Below are 20754 nucleotides of genomic sequence, written 5' to 3'. Positions count from 1 at the left end.
CGGCTGAGCCGGCCGCCGAGCGCGGCGGCGCACCGCGCCAGCTCGTCGGGGGCGTGCACCGTGAACTCGTACCCCAGCAGCGCCAGCCGCATGGCCAGCCACTCCAGCGAGTCGCCCCACTCCATGCGCAGCCGGCAGCTGCACGCTCCGGTCGACTCGGGCGGGCCCAAGTACGGCGGCAGCCGTGCGGCCAGCTCCTCCACCGGCACGGCGAAGCCCACGACCACCTCGACGCGGGGGCCGCGCCTGGCCATCGACTCCGCGAGGAACTGTGCCGCGTCACCCGAGGGCAGCTCCCTGGGCGTGAAGCGGGCCCCGGTGGCGAAGGCCTCACCCACCCGGTCCACCCGGAAGGTGCGCCAGTCCTGGCGCTCCAGGTCGTAGGCGACGAGGTACCAGCGCCGGCCCGTCGAGACGAGCCGGTAGGGCTCGACGTGCCTCCTGGTCCGTGCCCCCTCTCCCGAGCGGTAGGCGAAGCGCAGGCGCTCCGTGCCGGTCACGGCGGCCGCCATGGTGGTGAGCGCCTTCGGGTCGACGCTGGCGCCGTCTCCCCGGGTCAGCGGGATGGTGGCCTGCTGGAGGGAGGAGACACGGTGCCGCAGCCGGGACGGCAGCACCTGCTCCAGCTTCGCCAGGGCCCGCACGGACGCCTCTTCGACTCCCTCGATCGCGTGACCCGCGCCCGCGCGCAGGCCCACGGCGATGGCGACGGCCTCCTCGTCGTCGAGGACGAGCGGAGGCATGGCTGTGCCGGCGACGAGCCGGTAGCCGCCGACGGCTCCCTTGGTCGCCTCGACGGGATATCCGAGGTCGCGCAGCCGGTCGATGTCGCGCCGGATGGTGCGCGGACTGACGCCGAGGCGTCCGGCCAGCTCGCTGCCCGGCCACTCACGCGGAGTCTGCAGGAGCGAGAGCAGGGTGAGGAGGCGCCCCGGTGTGTCCGTCATGGCCCCATGGTGCCCGCCGTTTAGGACATGTTCTGGCCTAGAGGCCGCCTAGCGTCTGCTTCATGACCTCTCCGACCCCTTCGGACACAGCACTGAAGCAGCCCGCGACCACCGCGCCCGTCCCTGGTGATGCCCGCCCCGGTGGCGGTGCCTCGGACGGCCCTGCGCGGACGGCGCAGCCGCCCTCCCCTTCGCCTGCGCCGGCCGACCGCCGCCGCTGGTTCGCCCTGGCGATCGTCATGACCGCGGCCTTCATGGACCTGGTCGACGCCACCATCGTCAACGTGGCCATCCCGAGCATCGAACGGGACACGGGCGCCTCCTTCGGCGCCGTCCAGTGGATCACCGCCGGCTACGCGATCGCTTTCGCCGCCGCCCTGATCACCGGTGGTCGGCTGGGGGACATCTTCGGACGGAAGCGTCTCTTCCTGATCGGAATCTCCGGCTTCACCGTCGCCTCAGCGCTCTGCGGGCTCGCGGCGAACCCGGAGATGCTGGTCGGCTCGCGCCTGCTGCAGGGCGCCACCGCGGCGATGATGGTGCCTCAGGTGCTCGCGATCGTCCACGCCACCTTCCCTGACCACGAACGCGGCAAGGTCTTCGGGCTGTTCGGCGCGATCGTCGGCCTCGGCGCCGTGTCGGGGCCCCTGCTGGGCGCGCTCCTGACGGAGTGGAACGTCGGCGGACTCGAGTGGCGCCCGATCTTCCTCATCAACCTCCCCGTCGGCCTCGCCGGCCTCCTGCTGGGCCGCCGCTTCATCAGGGAGTCGAAGGCGCCGCACGCCCTCCGCCTCGACCTGCCCGGCGTCGTCCTCGTCACCGCCGGCCTGCTGATGCTGATCTACCCGCTCACCCGCGGCCGCGAGCTGGGCTGGCCCCTGTGGGGTCACCTGTGCATGGCGGGCAGTCTCGCGGTGTTCGCCCTCTTCGTCGCCTACGAAAGGCGCAAGACCCGCAAGGACGGATCACCGCTGGTCGAGCTCTCGCTGTTCCGTATCAAGAGCTTCGCCGGAGGGATCGCCGTACAGCTGACCTTCGGTCTGGTCATGGGCATCTTCTTCCTCGTGTGGACGCTCTACATGCAGATGGGCCTCGGCTGGAGCCCGCTGCGGGCCGGCCTGACCAGCGTGCCCTTCTCGGTCGCCGTGTCCTGCGCCGCCGCCGGCTCCGTGCAGGCGCTGGTGCCGCGCTTCGGCCGGAAGGTCCTCCAGGCCGGCGCGCTGCTGATGATCGCCGGCCTGCTGATCTACGTGGGGGAGGCCGCCCGTTACGGCACCGGCATCCACCCGTGGCAGATGGTGCTGCCCCTCGCCGTCATGGGTCTCGGCATGGGCCTGATCGTGGCGCCCCTGACGGACGCGGTGCTCGCCGACGTCCCCCGTGAACACTCCGGCTCCGCGTCCGGGCTCATCAACACCACGATGCAGATGGGCAACGCGCTGGGGCTCGGCCTCGTCGCCGTCGTCTTCTACGGGCCCGTCGACGGCCGCGTCCACGCCCCGGCAGACCTGGGCCCCGCCTACGTGTCCGGCTTCCAGCACGCCATGTGGTGGGTGATGGCCGTGCTCGCCCTGATCTTCCTGGTCATGTTCGCCCTGCCGCGCCGGTCGAACCACGAGGCGCCGCGGCCCTGACCCCGTTTTCCGCCGGGCCTTTTCCGCCGGGCCGGAGCCGGGTTCCTTGCCCGCCCGGCTCAGCGGACGCGGGTCCTGAGGTCAAGCGCGGTCCTTGCCGCCAGCTCGTCCGCGTAGACCTCACACATGTGGCGACCGTCGGGCGTCGCCGTGTGCTCGACCTCCCACAGGCTGGTCTCCGTCCCGTCGATCAGGAGGAACGCGTGCTCGTACAGCATGAACCCGGCGTTCCGCTCGGCCGGATGGCACCAGTGACCGAAGACCTGGGCGATGTGGTGGGCGAAGGCCGTGCGCAGCCTGCGGGCCGTCTCCTCGCCCGGCCGGTCGGCGTTCTCCGCGCGCCGCAGCACACGGCGCGCGTGGTCGGGGGAGTTGTCGCTGACGTACAGCCTGGGCAGCGCGGCCGCGGAAGCGGCGAGCACCTCACCGGGTGAGATCCGCACACCGAAGTCGGGCCCGTCGAAGTCGATCCGCCCGGACCGGCCCTCTCCGTCTAACAGCCTGGTCGACGCCTCCCGCGCGTCCGCCTCGGCCGCGAACAGCTCGTACAGCGGCGTGCCGTCGTGGCCGGTGGTGTGGACCACCTCCCACAGGGTCAGCGCGCTGCCGTCCGAGAGCAGGAACGTGTGCCGGTACGTCTCACGGTGACGGCCCTTGCTGTGGTACGCCGAGGACAGCGAACTGGCGTGCGCCAGAGCGGAGTCCAGCCGCCCGACCAGAGCGGCGGGCAGTGCGAAGGAGTTGAGCGAGCGCTCCAGCAGCCGCTGGATGTGCGCCTCGGTCGTCTCGTACGGACCGTTCAAGAGGGATCTCCCCGACATCGCCAGGTGTCACGTCGTGAACGCATACCGTAGCCCCTTGGGGTGAGATCACGTCCACAGTTTGGGAAAACAAGGCGCGATTCGGTGAGTTTCAATCCGATCTCGTCAAGGAACCTCCACTCCATCGGTCAGGTCCGTACAGCTCCCGGTACGAGGGGAACACGCCCCCCGGGCCGCTGACACTCTCCGCCGCGAGCACCGCACGAACGATCGCACGCGTGACCACGTCGGCGGCCGCCGCCAGGACCTCGTTCAGCGCCGGCATGCCCGCACGGAGCGGGACCACACCGGTGGCCAGCCCGAAAACCGTGTCCCCGTCATTCAGAAGATGGACTGGTCTGACGGCGCGCGCGATGCCGTCATGGGCGGTGCCGGCCATCTTCTGAGCCTGCGACCGGCTCAGGTCCGCGTCCGTGGCCACCACGGCGAGCGTGGTGTTCAACGGCGCCGGGCCCGCGCCCTCCCGCAGGCCTTCGAGCCGCACCCGCGCCGCCTCGTGCACCTCCGCCGGCGGGTAGCCGACACGGCCCTCGAAGTAGCGGCCGTACAGCACCCCGGTGAGCGGATCGACCACTGAGCCCGCCGCATTCGCCACGACCAGCGCCGCCACGGTGATGCCCGAGGCGCCGAGGACGGTACTGGCCGAACCGACCCCGCCCTTCAGCGGGCCGACCGCGGCACCCCTGCCCGCCCCGACCGAGCCCTCCACGACCGCGGCTCGCTCACGCGACGCGGCCGCCGCCTCCACGGCCGCGCGCCCGGTGGCCGCATCCGGCCTGATCCCCCACTCGCCGCCGCGCCCCAGATCGAACACGGCCGCGGCCGGCACCACAGGCACCACGTGCCGGCGATCGGGGATCCGCACACCGCGCCCCCGCTCCTCCAGCCAGGCCACCACACCGGAGGCAGCGTCGAGCCCGTACGCGCTGCCCCCCGTCAGCACGACGGCCTCCACCCGGTCCACCAGGTTGCGCGGATCCAGCGCCTCCGTCTCGCGCGTCGCCGGGCCGCCGCCCCGCACGTCCACAGCGGCCGTCACCCCGCCGTCGGGCGCGAGCACCACCGTCGTACCCGTCAGCGCCCGCTCACCGGCGACCTCCGCGTGCCCGACCCGCAGACCGGCCACGTCGGTCAACGAGCCGCGCCGTTCCCCATCACTCACCCCGCGCCTCCTTCGCTCCGTGCGCCGCGCCGCCCGGCTGCCGCGCCTCCGGCGTCCCCTCGGGGCCACCGGCCACCGCGGACCTGGCGGACAACGTCACCCCGACCGCCACCGTCACCGCCGAGACGAGCCCTGCCGCCGGCACCGCCCACTCCCCGGCGAACACGCAGCACACGACCGCGACCGCCGCGACAGGAAGCAGGGCCTGCTGCGCCAGACCTCGCTTGAAGTGGCGTGCGTGCAGCAGCCACACGGTGAGCAGGAACACGGCCGCGGGGACCACCACGGCGGCGCCCGCCGCCCGGGCCGAGATGTGCGCTGCCCCGACCGCGTATTCGACCGCGACCTCCAGCCCCGCCCCGATGGCGGCCGCCGAAGCGAAGATCACGAAGTGTCCGTAGCCCCAGGGGATCGCCTGCCGGTCGCTCACCAGACGCTCGTGCACCGGAGCCGCGAAGTAGATCCACCACGCCGTGAACACGATGAGCACCCCACCACCCGCAACGGGCAGCAGCCGCCCCAGGGCCTCGTGCTCGTCGAGCGCGGACTGCACGGCCACGGTCGCCGCCGACATCGTCTCGCCGAGGACGATCAGCGTGAACAGCCCGTACCGCTCCTCGATGTGATGCGGATGCCAGGGCGTCTCCTGGCTGCGCTCCGCCACCACGGGCACCAGCATCTCCGCCACCATCACGACGAGGAACAGCCAGCGCCGGCTGTCCGTCGGCGCGGCCAGCAGCGCCACCCACGCCGCCTGGCACACTGCCACGCCCACCGCGTACCGCACGGCGGTCCGCCTCGCCGCGCTGCCGGCTTCCTCGGTGACCGCCGCCCGCAGCCACTGCGCCGTCAGCGCCAGCCTCATCACGAGGTAGCCGATGACGGCGACCGTCCAGTCGTTCTCCGTGAACGCCCGGGGCACACCCGCGGCGTAGATCAGGACCCCGCTGATCTGGACGAGCGTCGCGACCCGGTACGGCACGTCGTCGCAGTCGTAGGCCGAGGCGAACCAGGTGAAGTTCATCCAGGCCCACCAGACGCCCCAGAAGACGAACAGGTAGCCGATGATCCCGGTGCCCGGATGCCCCTCCGCCAGAGCGTGCACGAGCCTGGCACCCCCCTGCGCCACGGCCACGACGAAACACAGATCGAAGAAGAGCTCCAACGGTGTGGAGGCGCGGTGCTCCTCGTCCCGCCTCCGCGCGGTCATGCGCCGCACCACACCTGCTGTCCTGGCCACCGCGGTCGTCGAGGTCATGCGACAAGGACATCAGACCCCGCGCGCCCCAGTGGCCCGGACGCGCCTCCGACCGGGGCCGGGCGCCAGGAGAGGCGCCGTACCCTGGAGGCATGAGTACCGCCCCCGACCCGGAACGCCGGCCCGCCGTGGAACGCGAGCCCGCCGTGGAGACCGGCCCGCCCACGCCGGCCTCCGCGTCGCCCAGGCCGTCCACGCATCCGGGACTCGTCTTCGACGACCCTCTCGACCAGCGGTCGGCCGATGACACGGACGACGGCTGGGGCGAGCGTCCCGCCGTGAAGCCCGGCAGCGCCGCCGACCTCGCGCGGTTCCTCGACGAGAAGCCGCCCCACCACATTTGAACGGCCGGGGCGCCGGCCCGCGCTAGCGGCTCTGCCGCACCACGGTGCCGTCGCTGGGCCCGCGCTGGCTGACCAGTGTGTCCCTGATCTCCTTCAGCACGTCCAGCTCGCTGTCCTCCACGACCGTCTCCACCGGCTCCTGCTCCTTCGCCGCCTGGAGCCTGGCGCGCCTGGCGAGGAACCTGGACATCGGGAGGACCATCAGGAAGTACACGACGGCCGCCGTGATCAGGAAGTTCAGGGTGGAGCTGAGGACCGTGCCCCACATGATCTCGATGCCGTGGGTCGCCTGCCCCGCCTTGTCGACCGTGCAGGGTGCTTGCAGGCAGTACGTGTACTGCTCCAGGTCCTGCGTGCCGAACGCGCCGACCACCGGGTTTATGACTCCCTTGACGACCGCGTTCACGATGCTGGTGAAGGCAGCGCCGATGACGACGGCGACCGCGAGATCGATCACGTTGCCGCGCATCAGGAAGGCCTTGAAGCCCGCCAGCACGCTCTCCTTGTCCTTCTCCTTGCTCACGAAAGGGCCTTTCTTCGCCTGTGCCGTAGAGATGGCAATCCGCCAGGCAACTTACGTCAGGGCGTGCCCTCGCTGTCCAATCCATCGGTGTGGACGGTTGACACCTCGACGTTCGGCGCGGCGCTGCCACCGGCCGGCTCAGCACAGTGTCACCGCCAGCTGTGACACGGACGCCGCCCCGGCGAGAGCCGTCGCCGTCGCCCGTGGCACGGACAGCACAAGCAGTGCGCCGCCCTCGACGGCCGAGTCCTCACCGGCCTCGGGGATCTCCGCCACGCGCGCTCTGGCCGCCACCACATGGGCCCGCGGTTCGGGGTGTGCGCCTCCCACCGTGCCCGCCGCCGAAACGGGCGTCGCGATCACATCGACATGGTCGCCCGGCCGCAGCAGGCGCACCGTCGCCGCGTCGGCGATGCGCACCGGCGCCGAGACCAACGGAGAGCGGCCTGTGCCCTGCCGGCGTGCGCCGGTCGGTGGGCCGCCGGCTAGCGGGTTCGAGTGTGGTGGGCCGGTCTCCGGTTTGGCGGGGCGGGGATCGGCGGAGCCTGTGGCCCCACCGGCGCCCGTGGCCGCCAGGGCCGCCGCCGTCACCGCGAGGCCGGCCGCCACGACGCGTTGCTTGCGTGACACCGCTCTGCGCAGGCGCTCCCGCTGCCCCCGTACGCGCACGGGATCGAACGCCGGAATGCCACGTGGCGCAGGGGCCGACGGCCCGGGCTCAGGCCGGTGCCGCGCGCACAGGGAGAGAGCGGACACGGGCGCGTGCCCGGAAGCGGCAACCGGAGCCCGGGCCGCAGTCGAGGCCGGGGCCTGAGCCGGGTCGTGCTGGAAGGTACGGGACATGGCGAACCACCGCCTGGTGTGAGAGTGGGCGGCCGCTTCGATGCGGTCGCCGTTCACTCACCTTGCCTCGCTCCGCAAGATCCTGCTGAGGCCTGTGGACAACTACGGCGGTGTGAACAACTCGCTCACTCACAAGGGTGGTTGCGATACCGGTGGGCCTGGAGTCCTTGACCCGCCGAGGGTCACGGGAGTGCAATTCCTGTATCGAGTCCGTCCAGGGCATGCGTGCAGAGGCAGTCCCGGGTCTCGCTCGACTGCAGTTCGCCCACTGCGTCGAAGAGCACGGTGCGCAGCCGGTCCACGTTTTCGGCGAAGACCTTCAGCACCTCGTCGTGGGAGACGCCCTCACCCGTCTCGGCTCCCGCGTCAAGGTCGGTCACGAGCGTCATGGAGGTGTAGCAGAGACCAAGTTCACGTGCGAGTGCGGCCTCGGGGTGACCGGTCATCCCGACGACCGACCAGCCCATGGCCGCGTGCCACCGGGATTCCGCCCTGGTGGAGAACCGCGGCCCCTCGATCACGACAAGAGCGCCGTCCTCGACGGGCTCCCAGCCACGCCCGCGCGCCGCGGCGAGCGCGGCCTTTCGCCCCTCCGGGCAGTAGGGGTCGGCCAGCGAGATGTGCACGACGTTGGAAGCGCTGCCGTCGGGCAGCGGAACGCCGTCGTAGAAGGTGGCCGGCCGGGACTTCGTACGGTCGACCAGCTGGTCCGGCACGAGCAGGGTGCCGGGTCCGTACTCCGGGCGCAGCCCGCCCACGGCGCACGGCGCGAGCACCTGCCGGACGCCGACGGAGCGCAGCGCCCAGAGATTGGCGCGGTAGTTGATGCGGTGCGGAGGCAGGTGGTGGCCGCGCCCGTGGCGCGGCAGGAAGGCCACTCGCCTGCCCGCGATCTCGCCGAGGAAGAGGGAGTCGCTCGGTTGCCCGTAGGGCGTCTCCACCTGGACCTCGGTCACGTCCTCAAGGAAGGAGTAGAAGCCGGACCCACCGATCACGCCGATCTCTGCGTTCGCCATGGCGGTCAGCCTAACGGCGCCGCGGATCGGGTGGCCCGGACACCGAGGGACCCCGGCCGTGGAAGGCGGCCGAGGCCCTGGAAAAGAGATCCCCCGACGCGGTCCGTCGAGTCAGCGGGGCGGAGGCCCTCGCCGGCTCAGGCCGCGGAGCTGCCGCTCTTGGTGCTCGACGAACCCGCACTCGATGAGGAGGACGAGGAGGATGACGAACTCGACGCCGAGGCCGCCGTGGTCTTCGCGTCCTTGGAGGAGTCCTTCGAGCTCTTCGAGTCCTTCGACTCGGAGGACGACGAGGACGACTTCGCACCGGACGCGCTGCTCGACGACGAGCTGCGGCTGTCGTTGCGGTAGAAGCCGGAGCCCTTGAAGACGATGCCGACCGCGGAGAACACCTTCTTCAGGCGTCCCTGGCAGTTGGGGCACACGGTCAGGGCGTCATCGGTGAACTTCTGCACCGCTTCGAGGCCCTCGCCGCATTCGGTGCACTGGTACTGGTAGGTCGGCACTTGCTCCTCCTGGCACTCTCACTCAATGAGTGCTAACGACGATCCATAGTGACGTATTCCGCGCCGTCAGTCCACTGCCGCCGTCTCGCGGTGACGCATCGCACGTATGGCGCCTCGCCCCGAGCCCCGTGGCAGGAGCCGTGACTGGAGGGAGAGAAGCACGGCGAGCGCCAGGACGGTGCCTGCCAGCGGGACGACGAAGCCGGCGCGTGCGCCATGCGCGTCGGTGAGCCTGCCGGCCACCGTCACGGCGGCAGCCTGGCCCAGCGCGACGGCGCCCGTCAGCCAGGTGAAGGCCTCCGTCCTCGCGGAGGGCTCGACGAGCCCGTCGACCAGGGTGTAGCCGCTGATCAGGGCGGGGGCGATGCACAGCCCGGCCAGCAGGCCGAGCACGGCGAACAGGGGAACGGAGTGGACTGACCACAGTGTGGCCGAGACGAGGGTCAGGCCGGTGTACCCGAGCACGAGCCTGCGCCGCGGGCCGGTCTTCCACGTGACGGCGCCGAACACGAGCCCGGAGATCATGTTCCCGGCGGCGAAAACGCCGTACAGCGGACCGTTCACGCCGGGGCTGCCGATCTCCTCGGCGAACGCGGTCAGGGAGACCTGCATCCCGCCGAAGACGGCGCCGACACCGAGGAAGGCGACGGCGAGGACGCGCACGCCGGGGACGGCGAGCGCCGAGGCGGCCCTGCCCGCCCCGCTGCCCCTGGCCGGGCGCCCGGTGGGCCGGGGCTGGGTGGTGCGGCGCGCGGCGAAGAGCAGGCCGCCCACCAGGGTGAGCGCTGCTTCGGCCGCGAGCCCGGCCGCAGGGTGGACGCCGGTGCACAGGGCGGTGGCGAGCACGGGGCCGATGACGAAGGTGAACTCGTCGGTCACGGACTCGAAGGCCGCGGCGGTCGGCAGCAGCGCCGAGGTGCCGGGCGTCCGGGTGAGGGCGGTCGCCCAGCGCGAGCGGACCATCGGGCCGACCTGGGGCACCGACGCGCCCGTCGGAACGGCGGCGGCGAACAGCGCCCACAGCGGGGCGTCCGCGAGTGCCAGCGTGATGAGGGCGGCGACGGACGCGGCGTGCACCAGCACGCCGGGGACCAGCACGGTGGCCTGGCCCAGGCGGTCCGCGAGTTTGCCGCTCTGCGGGGCGAACAGCGCCATGGCCACACCGGTCACGGCGGCGACGGCGCCTGCCGTCCCGTACGAGCCGGTCGTGTGCTGGACGAGCAGGACGATGCCGATCGTGAGCATCGCGAACGGCTGGCGGGCCGCGAAGCCCGGCAGCAGGAAGGTCCAGGCGCCGGGGGTTCTCAGGAGCTGCCCGTATCCGGGGCGGGGGGAGGTGGCGGCCGCTTCGGGGGCGCTCTCGGTGTCGACCGTGTGGGACACGGTCCTTGCCTTTCTGCCGCCTGGTGACGCGCCCCGGCGGCGGGGCGGGCCGAGGGCTGTCCGCTGTGCGCGGCGTCGTGGCCGCGCCAGCCCTGCATCAGACGAGGTCGCGAGCGGTCGGGAACGACCGTCGGAGGTAGTCGGAAGGGATCTGGCCATGGCCGTCGTGGCAGCAACTGCCGGAACGCGACCACGGCGCGTCAATCGTACAGGCACGGAGCGACCGTGCTTATGGAACGAAGGGGAGGTGGAGAGGTGTCCTTGATTTGCGAGGCGATCGTCCGACGGGGGCTGCGTAGCACCGGGCTTGGCGGAAGCCCGCGTGGCGGGAGACCGCGCCGCGCGGCGACACGGCCGCGGCGGCAGGCGGACGCGCGACGGCGCCCGCCCCGCAGACCTCGGTGGCCGGGGCCGGCGTGGCCGGGGCCGGGGTGGCCGCGGCGTCCGCGGCGCTCGTCACCTTTGGTCGGCCGGGCCCAGCCAGCTCGCGAGTTTGCCGCCCTGTCCGACCGCGCGCAGGCGTTCCTCCACCGCGTCGCGCACCGGGTCCGTGGCCACGACGAGGAGTTCGTCCCCCCGTTGCAGGAGCGTCGACGGCTGCGGCACGAAGCTGCGTTCGTTGCGCACCACGAGGGTGACGGCCGCGCCCTGGGGGAGACGCAGTTCGCCGACCTCGACGCCGTGCATCTTCGACCGCCGGGGGATGGCCACGGACAGCAGGTGTCCGCGCAGCCGTTCCAGCGGCGCGGATTCGATGCCGAGGTCGGAGGCGTCCGAGGAGCTGCTGAGCCGCAGCGCCTTCGCCAGCCAGGGCAGGGTCGGCCCCTGCACCAGCGTGTACACGACGACGAGCACGAAGACGATGTTGAAGATCCGGCGGCTGCCGTCGATGCCGGACACCATCGGGATGGTCGCCAGGATGATGGGCACGGCGCCACGCAGGCCGGCCCAGGACACGAGGATCTGTTCCGCCCGGGGGATGCGGAAGGGCGCGAGGCTGACGAGCACCGACAGGGGTCTCGCGACGACGGTGAGCACGAGGCCGACCATCACGGCGGCCCAGAAGTCGTGGCCCAGTTCGTGCGGCGTGACGAGGAGTCCGAGCAGGACGAACATGCCGATCTGCGCGATCCAGCCGAGACCCTCGGCGAAGCCCCGGTTCGCGGGGGCGTGGGGGAGACGCGCGTTCCCGAGGATCATCGAGGCGAGGTACACGCTGAGGAAGCCGCTGCCGTGCGCGGTCGCACCGAGGGCGTAGGCGGAGACCGCGATGGCCATGACGGCGATCGGATAGAGCCCGGAGGCCGGGAGAGCCACGCGCCGCAGCCCGAAGGCGCCCACGTAGCCGACGGCGATGCCCACACAGGCGCCGATCAGCAGCTCCAGGAGGATCTCCCCGACGAGGACGTACCAGCTGGAAACGTGCCCGGTGGAGGAGAGGGCGACCACGACGATCACCACGGGGGCGTCGTTGAAGCCCGATTCCGCCTCGAGGACGCTGGTGACCCGGGTGGGGAGGGGCACGCGCCGCAGCACGGAGAAGACGGCCGCGGCATCGGTGGAGGAGACGACCGCGCCGATGATCAGTGCCTGGCGCCAGTCGAGGCCGACGAGATAGTGGGCAGCGGCGGCGGTCACGCCGATGCTGATGCCGACGCCCAGCGTCGACAGGGTGATGCCGACGGGCAGGGAGGACTTGATGTCCTTCCACTTCGTGCCGAGTCCGCCCTCGGCGAGGATCACGACGAGTGCCGCATAGCCGATGACCTGTGTCAGTTCGGCGTTGTCGAAGTGCACGTGGAACAAGCCGTCCTGCCCCATCGCGACGCCGATCCCCAGGTAGATCAGCAGGCTGGGCAGCCCGCTCCGGGACGAGATGCGTACGGCGGCAACCGAGACGAGCAGGACCAGGGAGCAGATGAGCAACAGGACATTGAGCTGGTGGACAGTCAGGGGCCGATCCTTCCTCGCACGCGTGCCGGATCGTTCCTCCGGCCCCGGTCTCCGGTGGACCGGTACTTTGTTACCTTACCTAATCTTTAACGCTTTCTTGATGCCTTCGAGCGTGCGTGCGATCACCGAAACGGCCCAAGCTGACTCCGCGTCCGAGTGACCTGACGAGTGCGCCTATGGTTGCTGCAGCGTTTTCTGGACCACCCTGCCCCGCGAAGGACAGCGATGCCCGCCAACACGGCTCCCCCTCACGCCAAGAAGAAGGGGCGACGCGCCCGTCTGGTCGTGCTCGTCCTGGTAGTGGCACTGGTCGCGGGGATCGGGTACGGCGCGTACTGGGGTGTCGGCACGGTCCGCGCCTCACTGCCGCAGACAACGGGCTCGATACAGCTCAAGGGGCTCGACGGCCCCGTGGACGTGGAGCGCGACAGCTACGGCATCCCGCAGATCTACGCGAACAGCGACGCGGACCTGTTCCGCGCGCAGGGGTACGTGCAGGCGCAGGACCGTTTCTACGAGATGGACGTCCGGCGCCACATGACCTCGGGCCGGCTGTCCGAGATGTTCGGCAAGAGCCAGGTGAACACGGACGCGTTCCTGCGCACGCTCGGCTGGCACCGGGTGGCACAGGAAGAGTACGACCACAAGCTCTCGCCGGAGACGAAGAAGAACCTCCAGGCGTACTCGGACGGCGTCAACGCCTACCTGAAGGGCCGGCCGGCGAAGGACATCTCCGTCGAGTACGCGGCGCTCAACCTGACCGGCGACTACACGCCGGCCAAGTGGACGCCCGTCGACTCGGTGGCCTGGCTCAAGGCGATGGCCTGGGACCTGCGCGGCAACATGCAGGACGAGATCGACCGCTCGCTGCTGACCAGTAGGCTCAGCATGAAGCAGATCGACCAGCTGTACCCGCCGTACCCCACAGCCAAGAACAAGCCGATCGTCCAGGGCGGCGCCGTCACCAACGGCACGTTCGACCCCAAGGCGACCGCGGGCGACCAGTCCAACAGCACGAGCACCGGCACAGGAACCGGCAGCGGCTCCGGGGCCGGCACGCAGGGCCTGTCGACGAACGGGTCGGCAGCCTCGTACAGGAACGACGCGAGCACGGCGTCCGGCGCGACCGAGGCGCTGGACTCGCAGCTCGGCTCGCTCTCGGACTCCATCGACGCGATCCCGCAGCTGTTCGGCCCGAGCGGCAGCGGAAGCGGCGTCGGCTCGAACTCCTGGGTCGTCTCCGGCAAGCTCACGACCACCGGCAAGCCCCTGCTGGCGAACGACCCGCACCTGTCGCCGAACCTGCCGTCCATCTGGTACCAGATGGGGCTGCACTGCCGCACGATCTCGCCGTCCTGCCAGTACAACGTGTCCGGTTACACGTTCTCCGGCATGCCCGGCGTGATCATCGGCCACAACGCGGACATCGCCTGGGGGATGACCAACCTCGGCGCCGACGTGACGGACCTCTACCTGGAGAAGGTCGACGGCGACACCTACCAGTACGGCAACGACCGCAAGAAGTTCACCACCCGCAAGGAGACGATCAAGGTCGCCGGCGGCGGCAGCAAGACCATCGTGGTCCGCTCCACCGTCCACGGTCCCGTGGTCTCCGACCGGGACGAGGAACTGGCGAAGGTCGGGCAGCAGGCGCCCGTGGCCAACCTCGCCCCCGACCGCGGCAGCGGCTACGCGGTCTCGCTCGAGTGGACGGCGCTGACCCCCGGCAAGACGATGGACGCCGTCTTCGAGCTCGACAAGGCGCAGAACTTCTCGCAGTTCCGCTCGGCCGCGCGCGACTTCGAGGTCCCCTCGCAGAACCTCGTCTACGCGGACACCGACGGCAACATCGGCTATCAGGCGCCCGGCAGGGTCCCGGTCCGCGCCAAGGGCGACGGGCGCATGCCGGCGCCCGGCTGGGACCCGGCGTACCACTGGAAGAAGAAGCCGGTCCCGTTCGACGCCATGCCCTACGAGTACAACCCCGAGCGCGGTTTCATCGTGACCGCCAACCAGGCGGTCATCGACGCCAAGAAGTACCCGTACCTGCTGACGACGGACTGGGACTACGGCACCCGCAGCCAGCGCATCACCGACCTGATCGAGTCGAAGACCAAGGACGGCGGCAAGATCTCGACGGACGACATGCAGGCCCTGCAGATGGACAACACCAGCGAGATCGCCAAGCAACTGGTGCCCTACCTGCTGAAGGACGACCTGGCGAAGAACGGCGTGACCGACCCGTCCGTGCGTCAGGGCCAGAAGCTGCTGGAGAACTGGGACTACACCCAGGACGCGGACTCGGCGGCGGCCGCCTACTTCAACGCGGTCTGGCGCAACATCCTGATGCTCGCGTTCGGTGACAAGCTCCCCAAGGAGGTGCGCGTCAAGGGCCAGTGCCTCGAGGTGCACCCCGCGGACAGCACAGGACCGCCGGACGTCGACAAGCTCGTGCGCGAGTGCGGCGAGCGGTCGGCGGACACGGCGCAGCCGGACGGCGGTGACCGCTGGTTCGAGGTCGTCGAGAACATCCTCAAGGACGACCACAACAGCTGGTGGTCCTCGGAGGGCGACCGACTCGACAAGGCCACCACGACGCGCGACCAGCTGTTCGCCCGCGCCATGAAGGACGCCCGCTGGGAACTCACGGCGAAGCTGGGCAAGGACATGTCCACGTGGAGCTGGGGCCGGCTGCACACGCTCACGCTGAAGAACAGCACGCTCGGCACCAGCGGCCCCGGCATAGTGAAGTCGCTGCTCAACCGCGGCCCCTACAAGCTGTCCGGCGGCGGGTCCGCCGTCGACGCGACGAGCTGGAACGCGGCCGCCGGGTACGAGGTGACGACCGTCCCCTCGATGAGGATGGTGGTCAACGTCGGCGACTGGGACAAGTCGCGGTGGATCAACCTGACGGGCGCGTCGGGGCACGCGTACAGCGCGCACTACACCGACCAGACGAAGATGTGGGAGGACGGCGACCTGCTGCCCTGGGCCTTCGGCATCGACGCCGTGAACAAGGCGACGAAGGACAAGCTGACGCTCAAGCCGTAGGCGCCGGGGAACGTCGGGCGCCGGGCGCCGAGCCCGGCCACGGGTCCGCGCCTACGGCTCCTGGCCCGCCGCCCCGGCGAAGCGGATCACGCCGGCGGGCGTCACCGCCGCGTCGACGGGGCGGTCGTGGCGCTCCGCCGGGACGCGCTCGATCACCTCGCCCTCGTACAGCAGCACAGCGAGCACCGGCCGTGCGCCTGCGCGCGCGAGCCGCGCCAGCACGCGGTCGTACGACCCGCCGCCGCGCCCCAGCCGCATCCCGCGCCCGTCCACGGCGAGGCCCGGGACGAGCACCACCCGCGCGCCGAGCACAGCGTCGCTGCCGAGCCGGTCGCCCACCGGTTCGAGCAGGCCACGCGGCGCCCGCGCCAGTGACTCCGCCCCCTCGTACGCTGCCCAGTCGAGGTCGTTGTCGTGCATCAGGACAGGCAGCAACACGCGTACGCCCCGGGCGTGAAGCGCGTCAAGGAGCGCGCGCGTGCCCGGTTCGCGCCCCACCGAGACATACGCGGCGACCGTTCGTGCCGATGCCAGTTCCGGCAGGTCCAGGGCGCGCACGGCGAGCGCGGACGCGGCGGCGGCTCTTTCGCCGACCGGCATGAGGGCGCGCGCGTCGAGGAGTTCGCGCCGCAGGACGGCCTTGCCGCTGTTCGCCCCGCCTGTTCCGGCCGCCCCGGTCGGCCCCTGGTTCTCCCCGTCGCGCATCGCGTGCACATGCCCTCTCGTGTTCCGGGTCGAAGCCCCGCGGCACAGGCCGCGCGACGGCTTCCTCCGTGCCATTGTCAGACTCGCATGCGAACGTGAAGGCAGGGCCCGGGGATCCGGACCCGGCTACGCGGGTACGTCAGTGTCAGCAGATGTCAGCGAGGAGATGTGGCCACCTTGAGCAGCACGGCAGAGTCGGCACCGGCAGGCCGGGGCGAGCAGTTGTGGACGGTCGAGGAACATGTGGCCGACATCCTCGCCGCGATCCGCCCGCTCGCCCCCATCGACCTCCCCCTGGCCGACGCGCAGGGCTGTGTCCTCGTGGAGGACGTCGTCGTGCAGACGTCCCTGCCGCCCTTCGACAACAGCTCCATGGACGGGTACGCGGTGCGTACCGCCGATCTCAGCGGCGCGACGGACGAGTTCCCCGCGGTGCTGACCGTCGTCGGGGATGTAGCCGCGGGCAGCGCCGAGTTGCCCGAGGTCGGGCCTGGGCAGGCCGCGAGGATCATGACGGGCGCCCCGCTGCCGCCCGGCGCCGAGGCCGTCGTCCCCGTGGAGTGGACCGACGGCGGCGCGGGCGGCGGTGCCGTCGTCTCCATGCTCCCGGCCGGCACGGCGCCCGGCGGCGACACGGGCGAGGTGCGTGTCTACCGCTCGGCCGAGGCGCGCGCGCATGTGCGGGCGGCCGGCAGCGCCGTGCAGGCGGGGGAGCTCGCGCTCGAGGCCGGCACGGTGCTCGGCCCGCCGCAGATCGGCCTGCTGGCGGCCGTCGGGCGGGGCACGGTCCGGGTGCGCCCCCGTCCCCGCGTCGTCGTGCTGTCCACCGGCAGCGAACTGGTCCAGCCCGGCGAGCAGCTGGCGCACGGCCAGATCCACGACTCGAACAGCTTCGCCCTCGCGGCCGCCGCGCGTGACGCGGGCGCGCTCGCGTACCGGGTCGGCGCCGTCGCCGACGACGCGGACACGCTCCGCTCCACGATCGAGGACCAGTTGGTGCGCGCGGACCTCCTGGTGACCACGGGCGGCGTCAGCGTCGGCGCGTACGACGTCGTCAAGGAGGCGCTGTCCTCCGTGGGCGACGAGGACGAGCCGGGAAGCGGGATCGACTTCCGCAAGCTGGCGATGCAGCCGGGCAAGCCGCAGGGGTTCGGCTCGATCGGCGTCGAGCACACGCCGCTGCTCGCGCTGCCCGGCAACCCGGTGTCTTCGTACGTCTCCTTCGAGTTGTTCGTGCGGCCCGCGATCCGCGCGATGATGGGCGTCCCCGAGGTCCACCGCCCGGTGGTGCGGGCGAAGCTGGCCTGCGACGAGCCGCTGTCGTCGCCCAAGGGCCGCCGCCAGTTCCTGCGGGCCAAGTACGACGCGGAGGCGGGCGAGGCCGCGCCCGTCGGGGGCGCGGGGTCGCATCTCGTGGCGGCGCTGGCGCACGCGGACTGCCTGGTCGTCGTGGACGAGGACACGGTGACGGTGGAGCCCGGCACGGAACTGGACGTGGTGCTGCTGGGCTGACGAAGCGGGGCGGGCGCGGAAGCCGGCAGCGCGGCGCCGCGGGAAACGCGGGCCGGGACGGCGCGGACCGGTGGGCGCAGAGGCGGACATATGGGCCGTGGACGGAGTGTCCGCCCACGCCAGGAGGGCGGCCTGACCCGGCGGCGAGCGTGCCGTGGCGGTACCGTTGGCTGCCCACACAGGGCCACGGAGGGCCCCCAGCACGGGCCAGGACCGGGAGCGTCACACCGTATGACCGCGATTCCGCCGGGGGACAGCCCCGGACGCCAGGGACCCGAGGGCCCCCGGCACACCGCCCCGCCCGGAGGCGGCCTGACGCACGTCGACGAGACGGGCGCGGCCCGCATGGTGGACGTGTCGGCGAAGGACGTCACCGCGCGTGTCGCACGCGCCTCGGGCCGGGTGCTCGTCTCGCCCGACGTCGTCGCGCTGCTGCGCGGCGGGGGAGTACCGAAGGGCGACGCCCTCGCCGTCGCCCGTATCGCGGGCATCATGGGCGCCAAGCGCACGCCGGACCTCGTGCCCCTGTGCCACCCGCTCGCGGTCTCGGGCGTCAAGGTAGACCTGACCGTCGCGGACGACGCCGTGGAGATCGCGGCCACCGTGAAGACGACGGACCGCACGGGCGTCGAGATGGAGGCGCTGACGGCGGTGTCGGTCGCCGCGCTCACGGTGGTCGACATGGTCAAGGCCGTCGACAAGGGGGCCGTGATCACGGACGTGCGGGTCGAGGAGAAGAGCGGCGGAAAGTCGGGCACGTGGTCGCGCGGCAACGCGCCCGCGAGCGCCGCGAGCGCGGACGCCGCGAAAGCGGATGCCGACGGCGCGCACACCGCGGGCGCGGATCCCGTGGCGGCCCCGGACGCCGGAGGCGCCGCGTGAGCGCCGGAGCGACGCCCGCCCGGCAGTCCGCTCGGCAGGCCGGGTCCAAGGGCTACCGCGCCGTCGTGGTCACCGCCTCCAACCGCGCCGCGGCCGGTGTCTACGAGGACACCGGCGGCCCGCTGATCGTCACCGCCCTCACCGGACTCGGCTTCGCCGTCGACGGCCCGCGCGTGGTGCCGGACGGCGACCCCGTGGAGCACGAGCTGCGGGACGCGGTCGCCGCCGGCTATGACGTCGTCGTCACCACCGGCGGCACGGGCATCTCGCCGACGGACCGCACGCCTGAGGCCACCCGGCGGGTGCTGGACCACGAGGTGCCTGGCATCGCGGAGGCCATCCGCGCGCGCGGCGTCGCCAAGGTGCCCACGGCGGCGCTCTCGCGTGGCCTCGCCGGCGTGGCGGGCCGCACCCTGATCGTCAACCTGCCCGGCTCGACGGGCGGGGTGCGCGACGGCCTCGCCGTCCTCGGCGAGTTGCTGTCGCACGCGGTGGACCAGCTCCGCGGCGCCGATCACCCCCGTACCGGCGGATGAACCCCGCCTGGCCGGTGGTCCTGGTGGACGGCGACATCGCCCTCCGCCCGATAAGGCTGCGCGACCAGCGCGCCTGGCGCGACGTCAACCGACGCAACAGGGACTGGCTGCGTCCCTGGGAGGCGACGATCCCGCCCTCGTCGCCCGGCGCGCCGCCCGCGCAGCGGCCGACGTACCGTCAGATGGTGCGCCACCTCAAGAAGGAGGCGCGCGCCGGCCGGATGCTGCCGTTCGTGATCGAGTACCGGGGGCGGCTCGTCGGGCAGCTGACCGTGGCGGGCATCACCTGGGGCTCGATGTGCTCGGGCCATGTCGGCTACTGGATCGACCGCGAGGTGGCCGGCCGCGGCGTGATGCCGATGGCGGTCGCGCTGGCGATCGACCACTGCTTCCAGGCGCTCGGGCTGCACCGTCTCGAAGTCTGCATCCGGCCGGAGAACGGGCCGAGCCGCAGGGTCGTCGAGAAACTCGGCTTCCGCGAGGAGGGGACGCGGCCGCGCTACCTCCACATCGACGGTGCGTGGCGCGACCATCTCGTCTTCGCGGTGACCGCGGAGGAAGTCCCCGAGGGGCTGGTGCGCCGCTGGCGCCAGGCGCAACGCAGGAGGACGCCGGGGGAGTAAGCCGGCGCCCCTGCGTTCGAAATGCGTTCGAATTCCGCGAGTCGATTCGTCCCTCAGTCCTCCGGCAAGCAAATAAAATAAACGTTCGATATTGAGCAGGGCGTCGACGTCGCGTGACACCAGTCCGGCCATCAGTCGATCGGGAAATCACAAAAAAGTTCAGTGATATCAGCCAGATCGTGCGACACACCGCATGAATTGGCTGATGGGGTCCCGCGAATCCCTCTACGGTGTGAAGCGTGAGCAGCAGCGGCCTCATCTACGCAGTCATCGTCGGGGCCTGGGCCGCCTACTTGGTCCCGATGTGGCTCCGCAGGCAGGACGAGCTCAACGAGGCCCGTCCCACGGAACGCTTCAGCACCGCTATCCGGCTGCTGTCCGGACGGGCGGCCATGGAGCGTCGCTACGCGAAAGACCTGCGGGAACGCACCGGCGAGCAGGCGCAGGCCCCCTCCGGCGCGCCCGCCGTGCACGACGCGCCGGGCGCGGAACCCGACGGCCTCGACGATCTCGATGGCCTCGACGACCCGAACGGCCCCGACGCCCGGGACGAGTCCATCAGCTCGGTCGACGTGCGCGCCTACTCGGCGCCGCCGGCGCTGACGGAGGCGCGCATCGAGGTGCGCCGGGACGACCAGGCCGAGGCGCGGCCGTCGCGCCACGCCCACGGCCCGGCCCGCGACGGCCGTTCCGCCCACGACCACGGCTCCGCCTCCCGGCGAAGGCCCGCATCCGCCCCTGCCCCCGCCGCGCGCCGCCGCCCCGCCGAGCCCGACCGCGCCACGCGTGCGCGCCGCTCCAAGGTCCTGGCGCGCCGCCGACGTACGACGGTGCTGCTCTTCCTCGCCTTCACGGCGGGCGCGGTCGCCGCCGCCGTCGGCGGGCTGCGCCTGCTGTGGGCGCCCGCCGTGCCCGCGGTGCTGCTCAGCGTCTACATCGCGCACCTGCGGGTGAAGGAACGCCGGCGCTTCGCCTTCACCATGGACCGCCGCAGGGCCGAGGCGGCCGCGCTGCGGCTGCGCGAGACGCGCGGCGGCCGCCGCCCGGCCACGGCC

Annotated in this window: 19 protein-coding genes; 8 read left to right on the top strand and 11 right to left on the bottom strand. The window is 71.9% G+C overall.

The annotated features are described in order from the left end of the window. A partial coding sequence (locus tag JFN87_RS23935; RefSeq protein ID WP_209343089.1) for a helix-turn-helix transcriptional regulator occupies window positions 1-947 on the bottom strand: 947 nt, incomplete at its 3' end. A 62-nt stretch (window positions 948-1009) separates the two neighbouring features. On the opposite strand from JFN87_RS23935, the gene JFN87_RS23930 reads away from it, so the two are divergent. Then, window positions 1010-2581: an MFS transporter gene (locus JFN87_RS23930; RefSeq protein ID WP_209343087.1), complete on the top strand. Its 1572-nt coding sequence runs from the start codon at window positions 1010-1012 to the stop codon at window positions 2579-2581. Window positions 2582-2640: 59 nt separating this feature from the next. Here the strand turns inward: JFN87_RS23930 and JFN87_RS23925 are convergent, their stop codons facing one another. The 3 genes from JFN87_RS23925 to JFN87_RS23915 all read right to left on the bottom strand — a co-directional run bounded on the left by JFN87_RS23925 (window position 2641) and on the right by JFN87_RS23915 (window position 5822). Then, window positions 2641-3384: a DUF6227 family protein gene (locus JFN87_RS23925; protein ID WP_209343085.1), complete on the bottom strand. Its 744-nt coding sequence runs from the start codon at window positions 3382-3384 to the stop codon at window positions 2641-2643. A 109-nt stretch (window positions 3385-3493) separates the two neighbouring features. Then, window positions 3494-4564 carry a P1 family peptidase gene (locus JFN87_RS23920; protein WP_307865578.1) on the bottom strand — a complete coding sequence of 357 codons (1071 nt, stop codon included), beginning with the start codon at window positions 4562-4564 and terminating at the stop codon, window positions 3494-3496. After that, window positions 4557-5822, bottom strand: coding sequence for a low temperature requirement protein A (locus tag JFN87_RS23915; RefSeq protein ID WP_209343084.1), 1266 nt, complete (start codon window positions 5820-5822; stop codon window positions 4557-4559). Before JFN87_RS23915 ends, JFN87_RS23920 begins: the two co-directional genes overlap by 8 nt. Window positions 5823-5914: 92 nt before the next feature. Here JFN87_RS23915 and JFN87_RS23910 point away from each other — a divergent pair, with 92 nt between their 5' ends. Further along, the gene (locus tag JFN87_RS23910) at window positions 5915-6166 is read left to right on the top strand and encodes a hypothetical protein (protein ID WP_209343083.1); all 252 of its coding nucleotides are present in this window, start codon (window positions 5915-5917) and stop codon (window positions 6164-6166) included. Between the two features lie 22 nt (window positions 6167-6188). Here the strand turns inward: JFN87_RS23910 and mscL are convergent, their stop codons facing one another. The 6 genes from mscL to JFN87_RS23880 form a co-directional block, all read right to left on the bottom strand. Beyond that, window positions 6189-6689, bottom strand: a complete 501-nt coding sequence (gene mscL / locus JFN87_RS23905; RefSeq protein WP_307865577.1) for a large conductance mechanosensitive channel protein MscL — start codon at window positions 6687-6689, stop codon at window positions 6189-6191. 138 nt (window positions 6690-6827) lie between these two features. Then, window positions 6828-7109, bottom strand: a complete 282-nt coding sequence (locus tag JFN87_RS34410; RefSeq protein ID WP_307865576.1) for an RcpC/CpaB family pilus assembly protein — start codon at window positions 7107-7109, stop codon at window positions 6828-6830. Between the two features lie 605 nt (window positions 7110-7714). Further along, a complete protein-coding gene (locus JFN87_RS23895) occupies window positions 7715-8548 on the bottom strand; it encodes an S-methyl-5'-thioadenosine phosphorylase (protein WP_209343081.1) in 834 nt (277 codons plus the stop codon). Window positions 8549-8685: 137 nt separating this feature from the next. After that, window positions 8686-9054: an FmdB family zinc ribbon protein gene (locus tag JFN87_RS23890; protein WP_209343080.1), complete on the bottom strand. Its 369-nt coding sequence runs from the start codon at window positions 9052-9054 to the stop codon at window positions 8686-8688. Between the two features lie 66 nt (window positions 9055-9120). Beyond that, window positions 9121-10437 (bottom strand): MFS transporter, encoded by a 1317-nt coding sequence (locus JFN87_RS23885; RefSeq protein ID WP_209343079.1) that lies wholly within the window; start codon window positions 10435-10437, stop codon window positions 9121-9123. Window positions 10438-10893: 456 nt separating this feature from the next. After that, entirely contained in the window at window positions 10894-12363 is a 1470-nt protein-coding gene (locus tag JFN87_RS23880) for a potassium/proton antiporter (protein WP_372449279.1), read from the bottom strand. A gap of 252 nt (window positions 12364-12615) precedes the next feature. On the opposite strand from JFN87_RS23880, the gene JFN87_RS23875 reads away from it, so the two are divergent. Next, the gene (locus tag JFN87_RS23875; RefSeq protein ID WP_209343078.1) at window positions 12616-15441 is read left to right on the top strand and encodes a penicillin acylase family protein; all 2826 of its coding nucleotides are present in this window, start codon (window positions 12616-12618) and stop codon (window positions 15439-15441) included. A 51-nt stretch (window positions 15442-15492) separates the two neighbouring features. Here JFN87_RS23875 and JFN87_RS23870 read toward each other — a convergent pair whose 3' ends face one another. Beyond that, a complete protein-coding gene (locus tag JFN87_RS23870; RefSeq protein ID WP_209343077.1) occupies window positions 15493-16146 on the bottom strand; it encodes a 5-formyltetrahydrofolate cyclo-ligase in 654 nt (217 codons plus the stop codon). A gap of 177 nt (window positions 16147-16323) precedes the next feature. Between JFN87_RS23870 and glp the strand changes: the two genes are divergently transcribed. From glp to sepX, 5 genes are all read left to right on the top strand, one after another. Continuing rightward, complete coding sequence (glp, locus tag JFN87_RS23865; RefSeq protein ID WP_209343075.1) at window positions 16324-17658, top strand: molybdotransferase-like divisome protein Glp; 1335 nt, start codon at window positions 16324-16326, stop codon at window positions 17656-17658. 231 nt (window positions 17659-17889) lie between these two features. Continuing rightward, complete coding sequence (gene moaC / locus JFN87_RS23860) at window positions 17890-18540, top strand: cyclic pyranopterin monophosphate synthase MoaC (protein ID WP_372449278.1); 651 nt, start codon at window positions 17890-17892, stop codon at window positions 18538-18540. Beyond that, window positions 18537-19076: a MogA/MoaB family molybdenum cofactor biosynthesis protein gene (locus JFN87_RS23855; protein ID WP_209343073.1), complete on the top strand. Its 540-nt coding sequence runs from the start codon at window positions 18537-18539 to the stop codon at window positions 19074-19076. Before moaC ends, JFN87_RS23855 begins: the two co-directional genes overlap by 4 nt. Next, on the top strand, window positions 19073-19699 hold the full coding sequence (locus tag JFN87_RS23850; RefSeq protein WP_209343071.1) for a GNAT family N-acetyltransferase: 627 nt from the start codon (window positions 19073-19075) through the stop codon (window positions 19697-19699). Before JFN87_RS23855 ends, JFN87_RS23850 begins: the two co-directional genes overlap by 4 nt. A 239-nt stretch (window positions 19700-19938) precedes the next feature. Then, window positions 19939-20754: divisome protein SepX/GlpR (sepX, locus tag JFN87_RS23845; RefSeq protein WP_372449277.1), on the top strand; the 816-nt coding region annotated here is incomplete at its 3' end.

Source organism: Streptomyces montanisoli (assembly GCF_017813245.1).
Classification (GTDB): Bacteria; Actinomycetota; Actinomycetes; order Streptomycetales; family Streptomycetaceae; genus Streptomyces; species Streptomyces montanisoli.
The sequence above is the reverse complement of the archived record's forward strand: the minus strand, read 5'-3'. Positions and strand labels throughout refer to the sequence as shown.

Coding starts and splice junctions, on each gene's coding strand:
- JFN87_RS23895 (WP_209343081.1), bottom strand. CDS start 8,548: ATGGCGAACGCAGAGATCGGCGTGATCGGTGGGTCCGGCTTCTACTCC.
- JFN87_RS23870 (WP_209343077.1), bottom strand. CDS start 16,146: ATGCGCGACGGGGAGAACCAGGGGCCGACCGGGGCGGCCGGAACAGGC.
- moaC (WP_372449278.1), top strand. CDS start 17,890: ATGACCGCGATTCCGCCGGGGGACAGCCCCGGACGCCAGGGACCCGAG.
- JFN87_RS23930 (WP_209343087.1), top strand. CDS start 1,010: ATGACCTCTCCGACCCCTTCGGACACAGCACTGAAGCAGCCCGCGACC.
- JFN87_RS23910 (WP_209343083.1), top strand. CDS start 5,915: ATGAGTACCGCCCCCGACCCGGAACGCCGGCCCGCCGTGGAACGCGAG.
- JFN87_RS23850 (WP_209343071.1), top strand. CDS start 19,073: ATGAACCCCGCCTGGCCGGTGGTCCTGGTGGACGGCGACATCGCCCTC.
- JFN87_RS23875 (WP_209343078.1), top strand. CDS start 12,616: ATGCCCGCCAACACGGCTCCCCCTCACGCCAAGAAGAAGGGGCGACGC.
- JFN87_RS23915 (WP_209343084.1), bottom strand. CDS start 5,822: ATGACCTCGACGACCGCGGTGGCCAGGACAGCAGGTGTGGTGCGGCGC.